This is a genomic window from Microbulbifer maximicatervae (SeqCode), from assembly GCF_052467695.1.
In genome coordinates, this window is record NZ_CP174320.1 from 4,565,948 (window position 1) to 4,582,914 (window position 16,967).

The window sequence follows — 16,967 nt, forward strand, 5'->3', positions numbered from 1 at the left end:
ATACACTGTAGATACATCCCCTCTCCTTTATTGGTAAAGCCGCACAACAGTCATACATTGGAGATTGAAGTGACAATCACTAAAGAGGTCGAACAAGGCCAAGCTGTCTATTCCAAACCCGTACTTTGGCTTTATGATATGTGGGTTCTGGGCATATCAAACCGCTTTATTTGGAAGTGCCCAACTCCTGGAATACTAGAGCACTTCAATCGAAATATATCCTCCAACCACTTGGATGTAGGTGTTGGAACGGGCTATTTTATGGACAAGTGCCATTTCCCCTCCGACAAAGTCCGCCTCGCCCTGATGGACCTGAATCAAAACAGCCTGGATATCTCAGCGCAAAGAGTGGCCCGGTATAATCCAACACAGTTCCGCTGCAATGTCCTGGATAAAATTACTTTAGAGACTGAAGTTTTTGATTCAATCTCCTTAAATTACCTATTTCACTGCCTTCCCGGCAAGCTATCAGAAAAACTGGTTGCGCTGGATAATGTCGCAACCCTGCTATCGGATTCAGGCACCGTATTTGGTTCCACCATCCTGTCCGAAGGCGTACCGAAAAGTGGAGCTGCCAAGAAATTAATGGCTATCTACAATAAGAAAGGGATATTTTCTAATACTCAGGATTGTGAAGAGGACCTCAATACATTCCTTGCCAGTCGATTTAAGGAGTACAAAATAGAAGTTCGCGGGTGTGTGGCACTATTCAGTGCGCGGCACAAAATCACTGGCTAGAGCATCTACAGGGCACTTATGAGGATGAAGTTCTCGTTTAAGCTGGGGCTGAGAAATCCGCTGATATTCGTTACCTTGTCAGCTTTAGTAGTAGTTCCCAATTATTGCCTGGGCCTGCATTTCAGTGTGTTTGAAGATAAATTTGAATGTCCTGACATTCACAACTCCTTAGACTGTGCAAGGTCAATCGAAAGTGGATTGAGTAATCAGGTCGACCATATCCAGCGAACGCAACCAAGGCACCTGACTATAGCCCTGAATAGCGGAAAATCACTGACGTACACAGACATCCTTCCCGCTAATAATCCCGCAGAAAATATAGCCTACTCTGCAATTGATCAAATAACTGATAACCTGCTACTGATTCATCAACAGCTCTGGGAAGCACATTCCTATATTTTGCTCGACTTGAGAAACGGCCATGAATATTCTCTTGCCGGCTACCCTTTGCTGTCTCCACAAGGCGGCTACCTTTTTGTTGCCGAACAAGACCTGGATGCCGGTTTTAATGAAAATGCCTTACAGGTTTACAAGCTATCTGAAAATACTTTGGGCTTACTATACGAGCTAAAGCCTGAAAAGTGGGGGCCAGACCAAGTTTACTGGACAACAGAAAACACAGTCTCTTTCACAAAAAAGCAGCTTAATCCCAACTATGTTTCAAATGAAAATCAGCCATTTTATATTGAAACTAAAGCTGTACTTTCTATTACCCCTGATAGCCAGCGTGTAAACATTCGATATTTTGATTAAAATGCGCCTCTTTAATTTACCCGAAGTATCTTGGAGCTATTTTGACAGCCAATTCAGATCTCTCGATATTATTTGTCTGCCTCGGTAATATTTGTCGTTCTCCCTTAGCCGAAGCTGTTTTCCGCACCAAGGCACAGCAGGCGGGTATTCCTGTTTCTGTCGACTCTGCGGGCATTATCAGCTACCACGCGGGTAAGCGACCAGATCCGCGAACTTTGGCTATTGGTGAAGAAAATGGCTATTCATTTGAAAATAGCTACGCTCGCCAGGTAGCCACTACCGACTTTACAAAATACGATCATATCTTTGCGATGGACAAAGATAACCTGGAAGCATTGCAATCCTTGCAGCCTGACTCATCAGACGCCCAACTAGGGTTATTTTTATCAGTGCTGCAAGATAGTGATTTCGCTGAAGTACCCGATCCTTACTATGGTGGTATTGAAGGGTTTCAACATATTCTCCAGCTTATAGAACAAGCATCTGATGCATTTATCGAGCAGCTTAAAAGCAGAAAATAAGCAAAGACCCCACAAATTCTACCGGGCTTGTGGGGGGAAACTTTCCTCCAAGGCAGACCTATCCCACATTCCTTTATCGGCTGCAGCTTCATAAGTACTCTGCAAAAAGTCAAACAGTGCCTCATCAGGGGAGCGTGAAGCTCTCACCGCATCATAGGGCAGTAAGAACTCCCCCAAATCTTTGGAATAGTAAGCCGAGGCGGGCGCGACCCTTGCTTCGGGAAATCCTTGGGGCTCTGGGTAAGTATATGAATAGAAGCAAGCACCATCTACACCACCGCCACCAGGCCAAAAACCGGCACTGCTAACTTCATGGGAGTAGGCTTCCCTGGCCACCCAATCGGGAAAGTGTGGAACGCCTCCAGGGTGCGGAGGCGCCTCCCTGCCAGAAAAACGGGTAAGTGCTAAATCAAAACTTCCCCAAAAAAAATGAATTGGACTGCACTTGCCAATAAAACGACTGCGAAACTCAGTGAAAACCCGATGAATTTGCACCAACGCCTGCCAAAGCTGTCTAGCATAATCCGGATCATACTCGTAGTTATCCTGATCCCTCTCAAAGGGTATCGCATCCGCCACTTCGGATGGCATAGTGTTAATCTCAACCGGTATACCTAGCTGCTTGAGTGCAGCCATCACTTCCCAGTAGAAATCAGAAACTGTGCGGGACTCCAAGGGTAATACCCATTCCCCCCCCTCAGTGGTCAATAGCTTCAGTACGTGATGATAGAAATCAAAGCCAATAGAAAACGACCGTCCTCCATAAGGGATAAGGGATGTCTCCAGCCCTCTGGCGGTAATATATAAAGGAACATGCCAGGAGTGATTGATCCAAGGGGTTTGTACCAGGCGAATCTTGCCAATAACTTGCATCCACATATGCAAGGTGGCAATCGTATTTACCGACTCAGCGTAGGGTAACTCTGGCCAGTCTTTACTCTCAGACCGATTCTTTAAGTTGCTCACTATACGTGCTCCATCTATCCTTTGACTCGCTCAATACCTAGTGCCTTCTGTTAACCGCCAAGCTTAGACCACTAAAAATACCCCGTCCGAAAAAACTAAAAATAGATAAACGCTCTCTTTTGATCATCATGAAAGACTACTTTAAATTCAGACTCGACAGCCAAGCAACAAGCATTATCGAGACCCCATAGAGAACAATAATGATAAGGGTTCCGATAGTGTTGATTTTTGTTAGCTGTCCTGACTTGTCAGACAACCAAATATTAAAAGCTCTAGTTATCAGCGGCATCGCCACCCAAGTAAGCGACGCAACAATTAATAAGTTGATAAAGAAGTTAGTCGTCGCAAAGGGCCAACTCTCTACCAAAGGTAACAACCACATCGTAATAACCATAACTATCGGATATAACATCAATAAAATGAGCATGGCCATTTTCCACTGCGAGGGCGCGGTGTCTTGAGCTCGGCCACGAGCCCGAGAAAACCAATCCTCAAAGCCATGCCCTATCCGCTTGATTTTTACATCTTCAAAAAACCCTTCACCACGTTTTACCAATCGCCTATGTTCATCAGAATTAAGCCAGCTGTCTAAATGCTTATTTGAGTCAAATCGAAATATTGCAACCCATTCCTCTTGAACCCCCTTTATTGGCTTAGTTAGACCAGCACCCAAGAAGCCTGGATATTTTTTAAGTGCTTTATCAATTTCTTTCTGCCACTGCATATATTCGCGAAAAAATTCAGGCTTCACTTTTTTGGATATCACAATCGTTACGGGCACTGTTAGTTGATCTGCACCAGCGATAACTTGAGATACTACTTCAACCGAGAATTTCTTCTCTAAAAAAGCAATTAGATCTTTAAGTAAGTTATTTCCAAGAAACGTTTCAAGGTGAGCAACCGTATCAAATTGAAATATTTGAACCCACTCATTTTGGATATTAGAAACGGGCTCTAACAAATTCACCTCGAGCAGCCCATCACAATCTAGCGCAACATCCACCAGCTTCTGATGCCATGATCGATACTCATCCCCCAGGTACTTTGGCACCTCCTGAGACAATACGAGACAAGCACTGGAACCTTCTTCCATTATCTGGCAGCAGCCTCCGGCGGATGAACTAGAGATCAAAGTATTATGCAAGCAGAATGTATTTGTGTTCATTTTTGCGAACGAATGCTTTTGCTGAAAACTATCGCAACAAACAAACTTAGACGAAATGTCAGGGCTGACATCAAGGGTAGCATTTGGGAAGTAACGCTCCGTACGAATGACGGAGCGGTCTGCAGAAGTGTCGCCTATTTGGGTGGCACTTCCGCTAGAAAAATAAATGCGCGAGCAATCAGCTAGTCAGGCTTTCACTAACAACCAGTACTTTGCCGTCACGCCCGCCTGCCGCAGCTATTCGTACCGCTTCTTTAATTTCAGACAGAGGGTATGTGCCATGAACTGGTGCAGATAACTTACCTTCCGCTACAAGCTTTGTGATAGTGCCAAAAACTTCCTGTTGCCGCTCTGGGGATGCCGAGCCGAACCATTTGGCCAACCAGAACCCGCGCACGGTGATATCTTTAAAGATGATCATCCCCGGTGCGATAACGCAAGGTTCCCCACTAAGCGCGCCATAATTCACTAAGGTTGCGCCATTTGACAGAGCTTCACCCATGCGAGCAGTTGCCATTCCACCAACAGCATCAATGCCTAGCTTGATCTCAGCACCACCAGTAGCCTCAGCCACTCGCTTACCCAGGTGCTCACCATCCACGAGAACCACATCAGCGCCTGCGGCCTTCATCGGCTCAATCAAAGACTCACGGCGGACAACATTGATCACTTTCAGGCCCCGCAACTTGGCCAGGGTTGTCAGATAAGACCCCACACCGGAATTTGCGGCATTCTGAATAACCCAATCCCCCTCCTTGAGATCTACAAATTCGCTCAACAGCAAGTAAGCTGTTGGCGGATTAATCGTTATCATGGAAAGCTGTAGAGGGTCTACATTATTCGGGAGCGGAATCAGCCCCTGGGCATTGGCCACCATATGTGTAGCCCAGGTGCCGCTTCCTACCGGCAGGAGAACGACCTGGCCAATGGCTGGCGCGGTAACATTAGGTCCATGTTTGACGACCTTGGCAACACCTTCATTGCCTCCAACCGCAGGAAGAGGAGGCAACATCCCATAATCGCCCGTCAGGGTCAGAACATCTGAAGGGTTAATTGGTGCTGCCAGCATCTCCAGCAACACCTGCCCCTCTTGAAGTTCAGGGGTATCAAAGGACACCGCCTCAATAACATCCTGCGGCACTGGTCCGCGCTCTTGATATTCCGCCTTTAACATATCGCCGTATCCTTTTTTCGATTGATTATGAACAACGACCTTCACGCTGTACAAAATGTACCATGAACACTAGAGTTTGACGCTTATTAACAGTGGGGCCATTTAGATTCCTCCTGATAAATCAAACCCATTTACAAATCGCCATTTGGATCTACTTATGTGTGGTTCAAGCTAGCAATTTCAAGTCAGCCACTTGAAGATACTAAAAAGGGAGAAGGGAAGAATACACCGCGCTTGGGACCCTATGAGGCATGGATGCCGATTAGGAGCTTACAGGGATGTATTCACAGCGTGTCTCGAGTGCGGTGTATTCTTTCCTTCCACCCCAGTAGTAAGTCCAATGAAGCAAATTGCAGCAGCGATAACAATAAGCAGATAAGAAGTTAAATTAAGCAGGCCGGAGTAAACAACGGCACTTTTGTGTTCTACCCGATCAATTACCGCCTTAAGCACCGGGTCCGCAACAGCAAATGCAGGGTCAGGCTCTATCACAGAAGCTAATTCCTGCCCTTTATTATTTCGAATACATGCAGTGTTTTTCCCATTGTTGCCCCCCAAAATCCTGAGGCCTTGTCACCGCTCTTACCCACTGCAACCTCGACCCCCTCCTCTAAAATTGCCCAATCGATAGCCAGCGTTTCAGAATAATCTTTACACTTTTCCTTATCAAGAAATTGAATACCCAACCGACAATTTTGCTCGCGAAAATCAAGCACCCTTTCTGTCTGCAACTCCAGCTCGTAAGGCACACTTAATTGCGATCGGAAGTTAAATTCACGTCTTCCCTTTTTTGTAACATCAACGGGATACTCAACCGCTACCCATTTATATTTGCTATAGGAAACAGTTGCATATACCAGAATCAAACCCGCAACAACAACTAACACCAGCACTAATTTAATGGTTAATCCCACATCTCTCCCCCAAATACTTTCCTTAATACTTTACAGCTACATCCCTTGAGGCCCAATCAGAACCAAGAAAACACACAATGCAAGCCAAACTTAGCATTTCGCAGTACCCAAAAGCAGACAAGCACATACTAAAAAGGGAGAAGGAAAGAATACACCACGCTTGGGACCCTATGAGGCATGGATGCCGATTAGGAGCTTACAGGGATGTATTCACAGCGTGTCTCGAGTGCGGTGTATTCTTTCCTTCCACCCCAGTAGTAAGTTGCCAAATAGCGCTCTCCAACACTGCTCAACAGGCAATTATTTAAATTTATTAAAATAATCATCATGGAAAATAAAATATATAGCAAAACGTACCAGTTGGGAGTAGAGTCGTAGAGGCATCCCTAAAATAATCATTTAGATAGTTACAAGATGTATTTCAAAAAAATTACAAAAAAAAATTTAATTTTCCAGGAATTCATCCTGCCTCGCTTACAAAACATACAACCTGACCAAAGAGAACTTTTCAGTTCAGAAATTCTAGGCAAGTACAGAACACTATTATCAAAATCATATCGATTAATACCTTTAGCTTTATGCTGCTTACGTATTAATTTCCATTTAAGAAACTTCAAAAAGTCACAGCTTTTCTCAGCCACGATAATTCGTATTGCGAGCAGGACGGGAGAATAACAATGGGACTCTGCATTGACTCCAGTAATATCACGTTTATCACACAAGTAAGGGCTGCCCTGAATACTCTTGTCGGCGGTGTCGGTACCGCGCTTACCTATACACAGGAGCGATACCGAACCGGGGGGCGACATGTGCTGCGAATTACAGAGGGAGTTGGTATTTTGACTGCAGCTGGTTTGAGGGCAAACAGCACCACTCTGCTACGCCGACTAATTACCAGCCGCCACGACACCAGAATTACTGAGCACCACGCTCTCGGATTTCGTCCCGACCAGTGGCTGATGGATCAGGTATGGAGCGGCTTTAAGAGCTACCTCCCACTAGTAAGCCCAGACAGAGGCTTTATGGCCAAAGTGATGAGCAGCGGCTCCAGCGGAGTTGTAATGTGGAACAATACAGCCCTGCAAACCGCCAACCTGGCCAACAACGGCACCGTGGCAATGGGGAATTGCCCAAGCTATATCACCCTGGCCCATGAATTGGTCCACGCTGACCGCTGTAATCGCGGGCGATACCTGTCGGGCAGTGCAAATTCCACTTTCCTGGCGGATGAACGCCAGGCTCCCATGGGTAGAGTGCTCCGCCAGCAAAATGCTCCCTTAACCATGGCCCGCATTGCCAATGGCGGTCTAAATATTGTTTATAACAATATAACTATCCCAAACCGTAACAACCTGATCTCAACCAGAACTAGCGGCTGGATTTGGGTAGGTGGCTCCATGGAATTGCGTGAGGAGATCGCCACTGTCGGGCTCAGTGACGATGACGGTAATGTACCTACTGACCCGCTAGCCATTAACGAAAACATGATTCGGGCTGAACATGGCGTAGCGCAACGGATGAAGTATGGCCAGATCAGAAACCTGAACTAATCTCGCGCATATGGGCCCCGCCAGCACCAAAGCAAACTGACAGATATGATCTGTACCTACTGCTAACGGTATCAACTTATGAGATATCGCTAGCAGCAGGTTTCTTGCCCTCCCCGCTTTACATATTGCATCCGACCGCAGCATGTCGTTATGCTTTGGCGGCTAGAATCACACCTTCCCTTTGCATGGAAGGCACACAGAACACCTTGGTCAACATACAGCAGATCATAACCATGATTGATTATGCCCTTATAAAACACGTCCACATGACCGCCGCAGCGCTCAGTATCCTGCTGTTTACCATCAGAGTGGGGTTGGAGTTCAGCCACAACACGGGCTGGCGAAATGGCCCCCTACGCTGGGTGCCACACCTCAACGACACCTTGCTGTTAGCTGCGGCTGCCGGACTGGTGGTTCTCGGCAGCTGGAACCCGGGCACATCGCCCTGGCTAGCTGCGAAAGTAGCCCTGGTATTTGGCTACATTATTGCTGGCATCTTTGCTTTGCGCCCCAACTTCTCCAAGCCAATTAGAATCACTGCCTGTGTACTTGCCTTCCTGCAAGTAGTCGCTATTTTCTATCTGGCGATGCACAAGCCCAGCTTGTAACTGGATGGCATTGAGCACTCTTGGTATCAACCTCAAACTGGTATCAACCCCAAACATCGTGCTCAATGCCTTTTATTTTAAATTTACTTCCATTGAACACCGGCTCACGCACCCCGGAAGACAACTGGCTCTCGTAATCTGCCATTACCTTAAAGGCCACACCAGACAAAAGTAAGATAGCTATAAGGTTTGCCGATGCCATAAAACCCATCGAGACATCGGCCATACGCCAAAGAAAGACAAAATTTTCTGCACTTCCCGTATCTGCCACCCAAGCCCCAAAAAGTACGAACATCAAAAACAATAGCCGATAACATAAGATGGATGTTCGAGTGTGGTAGAGATAATAAATATTGGTTTCGCCGTAATAGTAGTTACCGATAATTGATGTAAAGGCAAAAAACATCAATGCAGTAGCAATAAAACTACTCCCCCAGGTACCCACCTCACTCGCCAGCGCGTCTTGAACCAACTCAACCCCTTCCAAATTACCGACCATAAAGACATCTGCCACCAAGATAATTGCTGCCGTGGAAGTGCAGATAATAATGGTATCGAGAAATACCGATGCCATTTGCACGTATCCCTGCACCATTGGGTGTTTTACATCTGCAGCAGCAGCGACATTGGGCGAGGAGCCAAGTCCAGCTTCATTGGAAAACAGGCCCCGCTTGATTCCATTGGCCACCGCCGCACCAAAGGCCCCCGCCCCAGCCTCCTGAAACCCGAAGGCATTTGCCAGAATTTCCAACAGCACCCCAGGTAATTCAGCAATATTGGCGACCAACACATAGAATGCTACCAACAAGTAACCAATTGCCATAAAAGGGACAACAATACCGGCAAAGCGCGCAATTGAACGAATACCGCCAAAAACAATAATCCCGGCAAAGAGCGCAATAAAAAAACCCACCCATAAAGGGCTTACACCCCAAGCTCCATACAATGCGGCAGCCATCGTATTTGACTGCACAGCATTAAAGGTAAATCCGTAACAAATCATGAGAAAAACTGAAAAAGTCAGGGACAACCATTTCCACTGTGGTCCCAGCCCCTTTTCAATGTAATAGGCAGGCCCGCCGCGAAACGCCCCGGGAACATCGCCGCGCTCTTTGTAAGTTTGCGCGAGAGTATTCTCCACCAAACTGGTAGCCATCCCCAGCAAGGCCACCAGCCACATCCAAAACACCGCTCCGGGCCCGCCAGCGGTTATAGCCACAGCCACACCAGCAATATTTCCGGTGCCGATTCTCGCAGCTGCGCTAGTGGCAAATGCCTGAAATGCGGTTACTGAATTTTCATTTTCCTTATGGATGCCACGAATCATGACTTTGACCATATGACCAAAGTGACGAAATTGTATAAAGCGAGTCCGAATAGAAAAGTAGAGCCCCGCCGGCAGCAATCCTAAAATCAAGATTCCAAGCCACCAGATGCCACCGACGCCACCCCAGGCAAGCAGGTTTGCCCACTCGATCAGGGTAGTGAAATGATCTAGAAAATCCTGCATTACCTAACCCATTGACCGCTTATAGTTATAAATGCCGCCAGCCCGCTGGTAGTAAGATTAGCAGATATTTCAAGAATTAATTTTGAGAAAAAAATGGATCTGTAAAGATACATGACAGAGTTGGCGTAGAAATTATACCAACCTCAAAAACCTTCCTATTAACCTTGGAATACTCAGAGAATGGTATGTTGCAACACTTTAAGAACTACTAACCGCTAATTAAGCTTAACTAGCTTTAAGAAATAAGGTCTAGCAACTATAGCCGTTTCAAAAGACTTTTATTTACTTCAAAATTGAATCGTTGCGCAAGATATAGTACTTAGGAGGCATGCAAAACCAGTAAAACAAAATGATAATAATGAAATCTGTCAAATTCATAAGATCTATTAATGCGCTGAAGATCATTCATTAAAACGACACTCCAACACCCTCAGCGCGAAACCACTATAAAGCTGACTTAGAACACCAAATAAATATTTCGAATAAGAGTGGAAGTACCCTCACAGATCACATTTGAATTTCCTTCAATCTTCACTTTCTTCCCGGCCATAACAGAAGAAAGCAGCATTGAATATTGGGCCGCACCAGCTTCAGACGTCAAATAACCAGTCCACTGTCCACCACCACAAGTATCGTCAGACATATCTCCATCTAGCCTGACAATAAATCTATTCCCTAAGGATGAGTCTGACTCAGGCGTTTTATGGACCTGTAGAAAATTAATCTCACCCTGCTCTTCAGGAAAGTCCGCAAAAACACTAGCAGAGAAAAAAATCAAAAATAACGAAAAAAATCTCACATTAACACTCCAATAAAAAATTATTGTGCTTCTATCTACTAACGGGACAAAGTAAATTGTCCCGTTTAAAAAATCAGCAACACCTATCGTAATCTAAAATTACAAAAATCAGTTTGTCTATTGTAAAACCTGACCGTTTATACGGTGCGCTTAGCTTGATTCAATTTGCCTTACAGTTGTCGCACCGCCTCTAACCTAGATATATATCACTTTTACTTTTATTAACTATCTAATCAATAGAGAAAGCAATCTAATATTACCGCCAGTTGAACAGCTTTCATCATCGATTACCAGGTTTACTTCTTTTCCTGCTGAATGAGCGGTGAGAGCAATAGAAAGGATATGATCTAAATTCGGTGCATTTTCATCTGCCTGTACCATTAAATTAGCATCACTACAATCAAGTGGATCAGGCATCTCATCCTTTAACATTAAGTTAACCCTTTTACTTCCCCATCCAAGAGAAATTTGTTCGATGCTTGTCCATCCGGAGTATTCTGCTGCATAGCTATTAGCACTCAGCAAACCTGCCGCTATAATTGCCGCTAACTGACTTTTCATTATAAACCCTTATCCCTATTTTGGGACGATAATTATTTCATTTGTACCAGTTATAATAACTTTGTCTCATTTTTTAGAAATGAGGCAAAATCCAACTTATCTATTTTATACACAGCGAATTTGTTCGGCAATTTATACGAAAGTAAATGTTAGAACCATATTGTAATTTTATCGATTCGGAACCCCTAAACACCTGACTAAACCTTAAGGTTAATACCCACTGCCAGCAACTATTGAAAGATTACGAATTAGCCCTGCGTTTTTAGGGGGTAATCCATTTGATCACAGTGAAATAGAAACGTCCGAATTCCATTGCACCTTTTTGGCGGACAACTCTGTAAAAGATCAATTGATCTACTTGCTGTTGAGGCTGAGGTTTTCACGTGCCAGGCCAATCCCGAAGGTGATCGTGCAGCACTCTTTTAAGCCCCAGGGCTTGGTAGATGTATAAGCCCTTGCCAACTGTATGACCGACCCATATCACCTTTTAACCAATAGGTGTCCTGAATTTTTCGCTTACTAAATCCTACTAATTTCCACCCAATATTCTAACACTATCTGTTCTGTCTTTATCCAAACCCACCGTTTCGAGCCCCAAGTAGAACTCCCCACGATTTCATAGCGCTTAACTCTAAACCAGAAAGAAATAGCCATTAGAATAGGCATCAGAAACAAAAACCAGAGAAGGCGAACCCGTCTGATCCGCCGCTCGCAAAATCAAACTATTACCTTTAAGAAGCTTTTAACCTTATTCGATTCGCCTTACAGTTATCGTTTAAAGCAGTAGATACTTTAAACTGTATAGATACCGGAAGCCCCATACTGAAAGCGGTCAAAAGAGTACTATAAGCCGCAGAACTGTTAACCGCATTCTGCTCAATGTAAAAGCCATCGGGGCAGCTTGCATTGGGCTCTGTACTTGGCACAATCGATATCGCCCACGCATTACTACCAGAAGGCCAAACATCTAACTTCTCAATCGTATCCGTATGAGTTACCCAGTCTTCAGCTAGCGCAGATGTACTCATTAAGAGTACTGCTAACATTGCAGTTATACTTCTTCTCATCAATATATCCTAAAAATCACTATAATAAAAAGGTGAGGCTTGTGTATCATAGCACAATTTTGCACCTCTCCTACCCGGCACTCAACAATAAATTAAGCAGAATCAACGCTTCAATTAGAGTAGCAATCATCATAAGCTTTCTGTTTTAAAAGGCAAATACATTTTATTCATCATTCTATATAACTCACACAACAATTATCTTCTGGGCAGCTTGCCGCCCAACTTTAACATTTTTATATCGTGAAAATCACGCAATTAACTCTATATAAAAACAAAAGAAAGAAAAATAATCCACCTATCAAATAGCACTCAGATACTCTTTCCCAGCTGCTTCACCTCCCAAAAAAAGAGAGTTTCAAATGGAGCTAATGCACCAACAATTAAAGGTATCAACCTTTACACCTAATTCTGAGACGAACTCACTCGAAACCGAAAGAAAAACAACGAACGTATTTCCGGAAAGAAGCATCCGTATTTTCGGGCACTCATCAAAGAAATATATTTAAATGTTAAATCCATTAACTTAGTGTAAGGATCTCCACAAAATACTGGATATAAAAAAGATACCCTTTAATTCCATGACCCCACCTTGATACTCACAGATATCTCTTGATGCGGCACCCTATTATCATTGCATCTCTCGCTGTGTACGTAGGGCATTCCTTTGCTAGAGATGCTCAGTCTGGGAAAAACTATGAGCACCGACGTCACTGGATTGAGGCCAGAATACAAAAACTGGCTGGTACCTTTGCCCTTGATATCGCAGCCTATGCGGTAATGAGCAGTCACTACCATCATCTTATGCTCTATATTGACTCAACTACGGCCAAAACTTAGTCCGACACTGAAGTCATTCATCGCTGGCAAGAGCCTTTTAATACATCAATACTAGCTCAATGCTATATTCAGGGCAGCCCCCTTGATCACAATGATATGGAAAAACTCAAGGTGCTTATCGCCCTCTGGAGAGAAAGATCGATGGATATCAACTGGTTTATGCGTTGCATGGACGAATCTATGATCACTAAAGAGTCTAGAGCTTAAATTTTACAAATTTGCCTAGATACAGTGAGGATGCACCTAGGCCGATAAGCTTATTTAAGCAACTTAATATGTGCTGCTCCACTACATATTGAGTTGTCAGAATAGCTATATATGCTGACTCTTTTCCCAGCAGTTAAGGCTGTAATGGCTAAGCTAAATGCTCTGTTATGAATACCTTCATCCCCGCCTTCCTTGCCTGCAGCACCAAGAGGAAAACCTATTGTTGTATCTTCACATGGATAATTTCCATCACCATCAGTCACAACCACTGAAAAGCTTTGGCCATTAGAATTGGTATTTGTAACAGCTGTTACCTCAACATCTGTAGCAATCCAGCCTTTATCTGCAACTGCCTGCATGGAAAGCGCCATTAAGCTAGTGGCTATAATTTTCTTCATCATTACTTCCAGTGTAGTTTCTTAAATAGAGGGGAAAATCTTATTATTCTTGCCGGACAAGGTCAACTTGACTGCCCGGCAAGGTGGCTTATCTACCCCTAATCGCCACCAAGAAAACTAATGTTCTACTTAGCACAAACCCGCCTTCCAATAAGCTTACCCAAAGGAAGCGAACAGCGTCTACTTCTAGTTATTCAAAATATAAGAAGTCTCGACTAAATCACTACCTGGAGCTTATAGGCTGAAGTGGTCAACACTTGGGTTCCAAAAAGCGCGTCTCCAGTTCTAAGGGCGCCCCCTATACTCGAACGCCTGGGAGTACCACCAAAACACTGGTTGTATCTCAGCCGTAATTTTGAATACCGTTTTCAAGGCCTGACTGGATCGCGACAAGCCTGTATCAAACTCGGGAAACGCTGGGTACACGGCATCAGCGATCGCTGACGCTACCATTCTAGAGCACCCTGCTGATTATCTTTTCCTTCCCTAGCTACCTCCACTCCTCTTGGCTTTTACCTAAAGCCTCAATTTTTAAAGCCAAAACCTAATTCTTGCTCCTTTCAACCCTCGGGCGTCCAGAAACACCTTCCACATCTCACCCAATTAAAACTAAGTTGTAATCTTTCCAAAAATGAACTTAATGTTGACGGATTGGTAGCAGGGCTCACCAACCAAAAACCAATGCTTGAGAAATAAAAATAATCTTAGTTATAAGCGCCATGGAATTGAAACAAGGATCAAATGCTTTCTCGAACCTACATGCACAACCAAGCAGACTAAATAGATGGGATGGCAAACGATATAAATTTGCACGCTGCTAGCGCAGCGTAGTCAAAGTATTGTACCATACAGCCTCTACACTAACACCTTTATATTTTTTACAATTTACTACAAGGAAATCAAAATGAGAATTTTGGTAGTGGTTTTACTGGGCTTTTATTCCACATTCAGCAATGCCGAGTTTGTTTATTCAGGAAAGATTTCCCAAATTCATACAGGCCCCCTCATATACAAGCTCTGAAGATGAAGGAAAAGTCTTTATTGAAACTGAAGACGCTCCAACCGGGGAAGTAGCCTGCTCAACAAATACTAGTTTTTCATTTGCTTTCATAGGAACCACTGAAGAAGGGAAGATGTATTTAAGTATTCTTTTATCAGCACTGGCAGCCGGAAGAGATGTAGTAATAAAGAGCACAGATGACTGTAGTGTTCATTCAAATGTTGCTGATTTAAGAAATCTGTCTATACATTAATTTAAGCAGCAAAGACAGGTTAGCATATTGATGTACTGGGGGATGGCTACTTCACCATCCCAATTAATACTATTAAAGTCACCTTAAGGCTGAGCGAGCTCAGTTCAGGCGGTAATACAACCTCGATAAACTCTAAGTACAAGGTATAACCGACTAGTTACACTTTCTTATGTGGAACTTTTGAACCAATACAGTCGGTATATAGCCCCTAGAAAACGCGGTGGTATTGCCGGCAGCGCTCTTCCTGCCCACGAGTGATTGGGTATCAATTCCAAGCACGGGTTTTACTTCAATCAAAACTTGGAAGGCCGATTTACAGGTTGGGCGAGTTGAGTAGAGGCGGTGGAGAAAGCCAGCAGCCTCTTGCATTATACTAATCGCCCTTCAGCTAAACTTCTACTTAGATATAGAGCCCTACTTTTATTGCGAATACGCAAATACCCTCTAACTAGAATTTTCTCACCATTGAAGCTGGATGGGCTACTTACGGCCTAAATCACGGAGACAAGCTTTACATGATTCAAACCACACCTATTCAAAGCTACCAATCCAAAACTTATAATTAAGAATCTACAAAAACTCACCGTGAAACCTTCCTACAACTTTCAATCTATGGGTGCTCCATGCCCTATCCATGGATGAATAGGCCATAAAATATAGGCACGAAAATAATCTTATTAGATTTTATTCAGTTTGCTTTAGTGTCAAAGCTACGTAGAATTGACAGATATTTATCGATATTTTGGCCGTAATTGAGTATGCCTGAATAGGCTCGCAACCAAAAGATCAAGAGACCCAAGAGTTTTCCAACCCCATCTCTCAAAGGAGAACGGTAGCGTGACGTAAGAGTAAGTAAAAGGCGCTGACCCAAGGTGCGGACACACCAGGGGCCAGCTAACCAAATTGATAACCAAACTATCAAAGTGGCTCAGTGGATAATACGCTAGAAACCCGCTCGTCTTCAATAAAGTGGAGCAGATTCAGAGGCTTGAAGAGATTCTTCAAGCTCTGGCAGCGTTGCGTCTGTCTTTTCTTATTCTACGCTTACCGCTCTCGTGCACCGCCGCTCACTTCTGCCACCCATTACTTACCAAGCATCCCCCATGCGGAAGATCCGCACACGATTTTTAATCTCTGCAGGAAATGACCATGTTGATTTTAAAGCGCCGGACCGGCGAGAACTTGAGAATTGGAACCAATATCTCAGTTACAGTATTGGAGGTTAAGGGCAATCAAGTGAAGATAGGGATCAATGCCCCCAAATCCCTGCCTGTTTACCGCGAAGAGATTTATGTGCGTATCAGGAGGAGTAGCCAGTGAGAAACTGAATATGCCGAAAGGGCTGCCCTTTCGGCTGGATCGCTATTTAAAGCTAGCGGACTGGAACGGTCGACATTTAGATCCCAGAAAGCACGGCTCCATTTCTGAGAAGGCTCCCCCATACTCGAACGCCTGGGTATATAAGCAAAACACTGGTTGTATCTCAGCCGTAATTTTACAGCCGCTTTAAAGGCTTGGTGGGGTCAGCAGAGACTGTATCCAGTTCGATATGCGCTGGGCACAGGGTATAAGCGACTGCTGACGCTTCCTTTCTACTACATCCTGAAAATTTATACCCAATTTCTCAATACAATCCCTTCTGCTTGTATCCAAATTCATCATTTTGCGCCTTGATTGAAACTCTCCACGACTTCATAGCGCTTAGCTCTGAACCAAATTGAAATGGCCAATAATCATCAACGCCAGCAATACTACTAGGACCTTTCTCGAATTTATGGATATCTAGATTTGTTGCATACGCAGCCTGCGCTACAACGGCTTCACTACAACCATTAATGCCAATAGTGCATATGGTTTGACCTCTTAAGTAACAATGCTTCCCAGGGAGAATGGGATTCTTGGAATAGTCCATTTGTGTAGAATACCCTCCCCCGATCAATACTGAT

General features: G+C 44.2%; 19 protein-coding genes. 8 read left to right on the top strand and 11 right to left on the bottom strand.

Translation table 11 applies throughout. The features are described from left to right. The first annotated feature begins 69 nt into the window (after nt 1-69). From ACJJI8_RS20020 to ACJJI8_RS20030, 3 genes are all read left to right on the top strand, one after another. A complete protein-coding gene (locus ACJJI8_RS20020) occupies nt 70-738 on the top strand; it encodes a class I SAM-dependent methyltransferase (protein WP_444933498.1) in 669 nt (222 codons plus the stop codon). A 126-nt stretch (nt 739-864) separates the two neighbouring features. Then, nucleotides 865-1,491, top strand: a complete 627-nt coding sequence (locus tag ACJJI8_RS20025; RefSeq protein WP_444933499.1) for a hypothetical protein — start codon at nt 865-867, stop codon at nt 1,489-1,491. A gap of 41 nt (nt 1,492-1,532) precedes the next feature. Then, nucleotides 1,533-2,012, top strand: a complete 480-nt coding sequence (locus ACJJI8_RS20030; protein WP_444893542.1) for a low molecular weight protein-tyrosine-phosphatase — start codon at nt 1,533-1,535, stop codon at nt 2,010-2,012. A gap of 18 nt (nt 2,013-2,030) precedes the next feature. Here the strand turns inward: ACJJI8_RS20030 and ACJJI8_RS20035 are convergent, their stop codons facing one another. The 5 genes from ACJJI8_RS20035 to ACJJI8_RS20055 all read right to left on the bottom strand — a co-directional run bounded on the left by ACJJI8_RS20035 (nt 2,031) and on the right by ACJJI8_RS20055 (nt 6,231). Further along, a complete protein-coding gene (locus ACJJI8_RS20035) occupies nt 2,031-2,978 on the bottom strand; it encodes a DUF5996 family protein (protein WP_444907964.1) in 948 nt (315 codons plus the stop codon). Nucleotides 2,979-3,114: 136 nt separating this feature from the next. Beyond that, a complete protein-coding gene (locus ACJJI8_RS20040) occupies nt 3,115-4,071 on the bottom strand; it encodes an antibiotic biosynthesis monooxygenase (protein ID WP_444933500.1) in 957 nt (318 codons plus the stop codon). 250 nt (nt 4,072-4,321) lie between these two features. Continuing rightward, complete coding sequence (locus ACJJI8_RS20045; RefSeq protein WP_444897661.1) at nt 4,322-5,317, bottom strand: zinc-dependent alcohol dehydrogenase family protein; 996 nt, start codon at nt 5,315-5,317, stop codon at nt 4,322-4,324. Between the two features lie 270 nt (nt 5,318-5,587). Further along, complete coding sequence (locus ACJJI8_RS20050; protein WP_444933501.1) at nt 5,588-5,809, bottom strand: hypothetical protein; 222 nt, start codon at nt 5,807-5,809, stop codon at nt 5,588-5,590. 5 nt (nt 5,810-5,814) lie between these two features. Further along, nucleotides 5,815-6,231 carry a hypothetical protein gene (locus tag ACJJI8_RS20055; RefSeq protein ID WP_444933502.1) on the bottom strand — a complete coding sequence of 139 codons (417 nt, stop codon included), beginning with the start codon at nt 6,229-6,231 and terminating at the stop codon, nt 5,815-5,817. 677 nt (nt 6,232-6,908) lie between these two features. Between ACJJI8_RS20055 and ACJJI8_RS20060 the strand changes: the two genes are divergently transcribed. Both ACJJI8_RS20060 and ACJJI8_RS20065 read left to right on the top strand, forming a co-directional pair. Beyond that, entirely contained in the window at nt 6,909-7,781 is an 873-nt protein-coding gene (locus ACJJI8_RS20060; protein ID WP_413662402.1) for a M91 family zinc metallopeptidase, read from the top strand. Between the two features lie 233 nt (nt 7,782-8,014). Further along, the gene (locus ACJJI8_RS20065) at nt 8,015-8,389 is read left to right on the top strand and encodes a SirB2 family protein (RefSeq protein ID WP_444933503.1); all 375 of its coding nucleotides are present in this window, start codon (nt 8,015-8,017) and stop codon (nt 8,387-8,389) included. Nucleotides 8,390-8,432: 43 nt separating this feature from the next. On the opposite strand, the gene ACJJI8_RS20070 is transcribed toward ACJJI8_RS20065, so the two are convergent. The 4 genes from ACJJI8_RS20070 to ACJJI8_RS20085 all read right to left on the bottom strand — a co-directional run bounded on the left by ACJJI8_RS20070 (nt 8,433) and on the right by ACJJI8_RS20085 (nt 12,326). Then, a complete protein-coding gene (locus ACJJI8_RS20070; protein ID WP_444933504.1) occupies nt 8,433-9,899 on the bottom strand; it encodes an alanine/glycine:cation symporter family protein in 1,467 nt (488 codons plus the stop codon). Between the two features lie 457 nt (nt 9,900-10,356). Further along, nucleotides 10,357-10,698 carry a hypothetical protein gene (locus tag ACJJI8_RS20075; protein ID WP_444933505.1) on the bottom strand — a complete coding sequence of 114 codons (342 nt, stop codon included), beginning with the start codon at nt 10,696-10,698 and terminating at the stop codon, nt 10,357-10,359. A 225-nt stretch (nt 10,699-10,923) separates the two neighbouring features. Then, nucleotides 10,924-11,259, bottom strand: coding sequence for a hypothetical protein (locus ACJJI8_RS20080; protein ID WP_444933506.1), 336 nt, complete (start codon nt 11,257-11,259; stop codon nt 10,924-10,926). A 731-nt stretch (nt 11,260-11,990) separates the two neighbouring features. Then, entirely contained in the window at nt 11,991-12,326 is a 336-nt protein-coding gene (locus tag ACJJI8_RS20085; RefSeq protein ID WP_444933507.1) for a hypothetical protein, read from the bottom strand. A gap of 612 nt (nt 12,327-12,938) precedes the next feature. Between ACJJI8_RS20085 and ACJJI8_RS20090 the strand changes: the two genes are divergently transcribed. Then, nucleotides 12,939-13,163 carry a hypothetical protein gene (locus tag ACJJI8_RS20090; protein ID WP_444933508.1) on the top strand — a complete coding sequence of 75 codons (225 nt, stop codon included), beginning with the start codon at nt 12,939-12,941 and terminating at the stop codon, nt 13,161-13,163. 257 nt (nt 13,164-13,420) lie between these two features. Here the strand turns inward: ACJJI8_RS20090 and ACJJI8_RS20095 are convergent, their stop codons facing one another. Further along, entirely contained in the window at nt 13,421-13,771 is a 351-nt protein-coding gene (locus ACJJI8_RS20095) for a DUF5992 family protein (protein ID WP_444933509.1), read from the bottom strand. 959 nt (nt 13,772-14,730) lie between these two features. Here ACJJI8_RS20095 and ACJJI8_RS20100 point away from each other — a divergent pair. Both ACJJI8_RS20100 and csrA read left to right on the top strand, forming a co-directional pair. Then, a complete protein-coding gene (locus tag ACJJI8_RS20100) occupies nt 14,731-15,021 on the top strand; it encodes a hypothetical protein (RefSeq protein ID WP_444933510.1) in 291 nt (96 codons plus the stop codon). Between the two features lie 1,149 nt (nt 15,022-16,170). Further along, nucleotides 16,171-16,341: a carbon storage regulator CsrA gene (csrA, locus tag ACJJI8_RS20105; protein WP_444933511.1), complete on the top strand. Its 171-nt coding sequence runs from the start codon at nt 16,171-16,173 to the stop codon at nt 16,339-16,341. 304 nt (nt 16,342-16,645) lie between these two features. On the opposite strand, the gene ACJJI8_RS20110 is transcribed toward csrA, so the two are convergent. Continuing rightward, on the bottom strand, nt 16,646-16,933 hold the full coding sequence (locus ACJJI8_RS20110; RefSeq protein ID WP_444933512.1) for a hypothetical protein: 288 nt from the start codon (nt 16,931-16,933) through the stop codon (nt 16,646-16,648). Nucleotides 16,934-16,967: the final 34 nt, after the last annotated feature.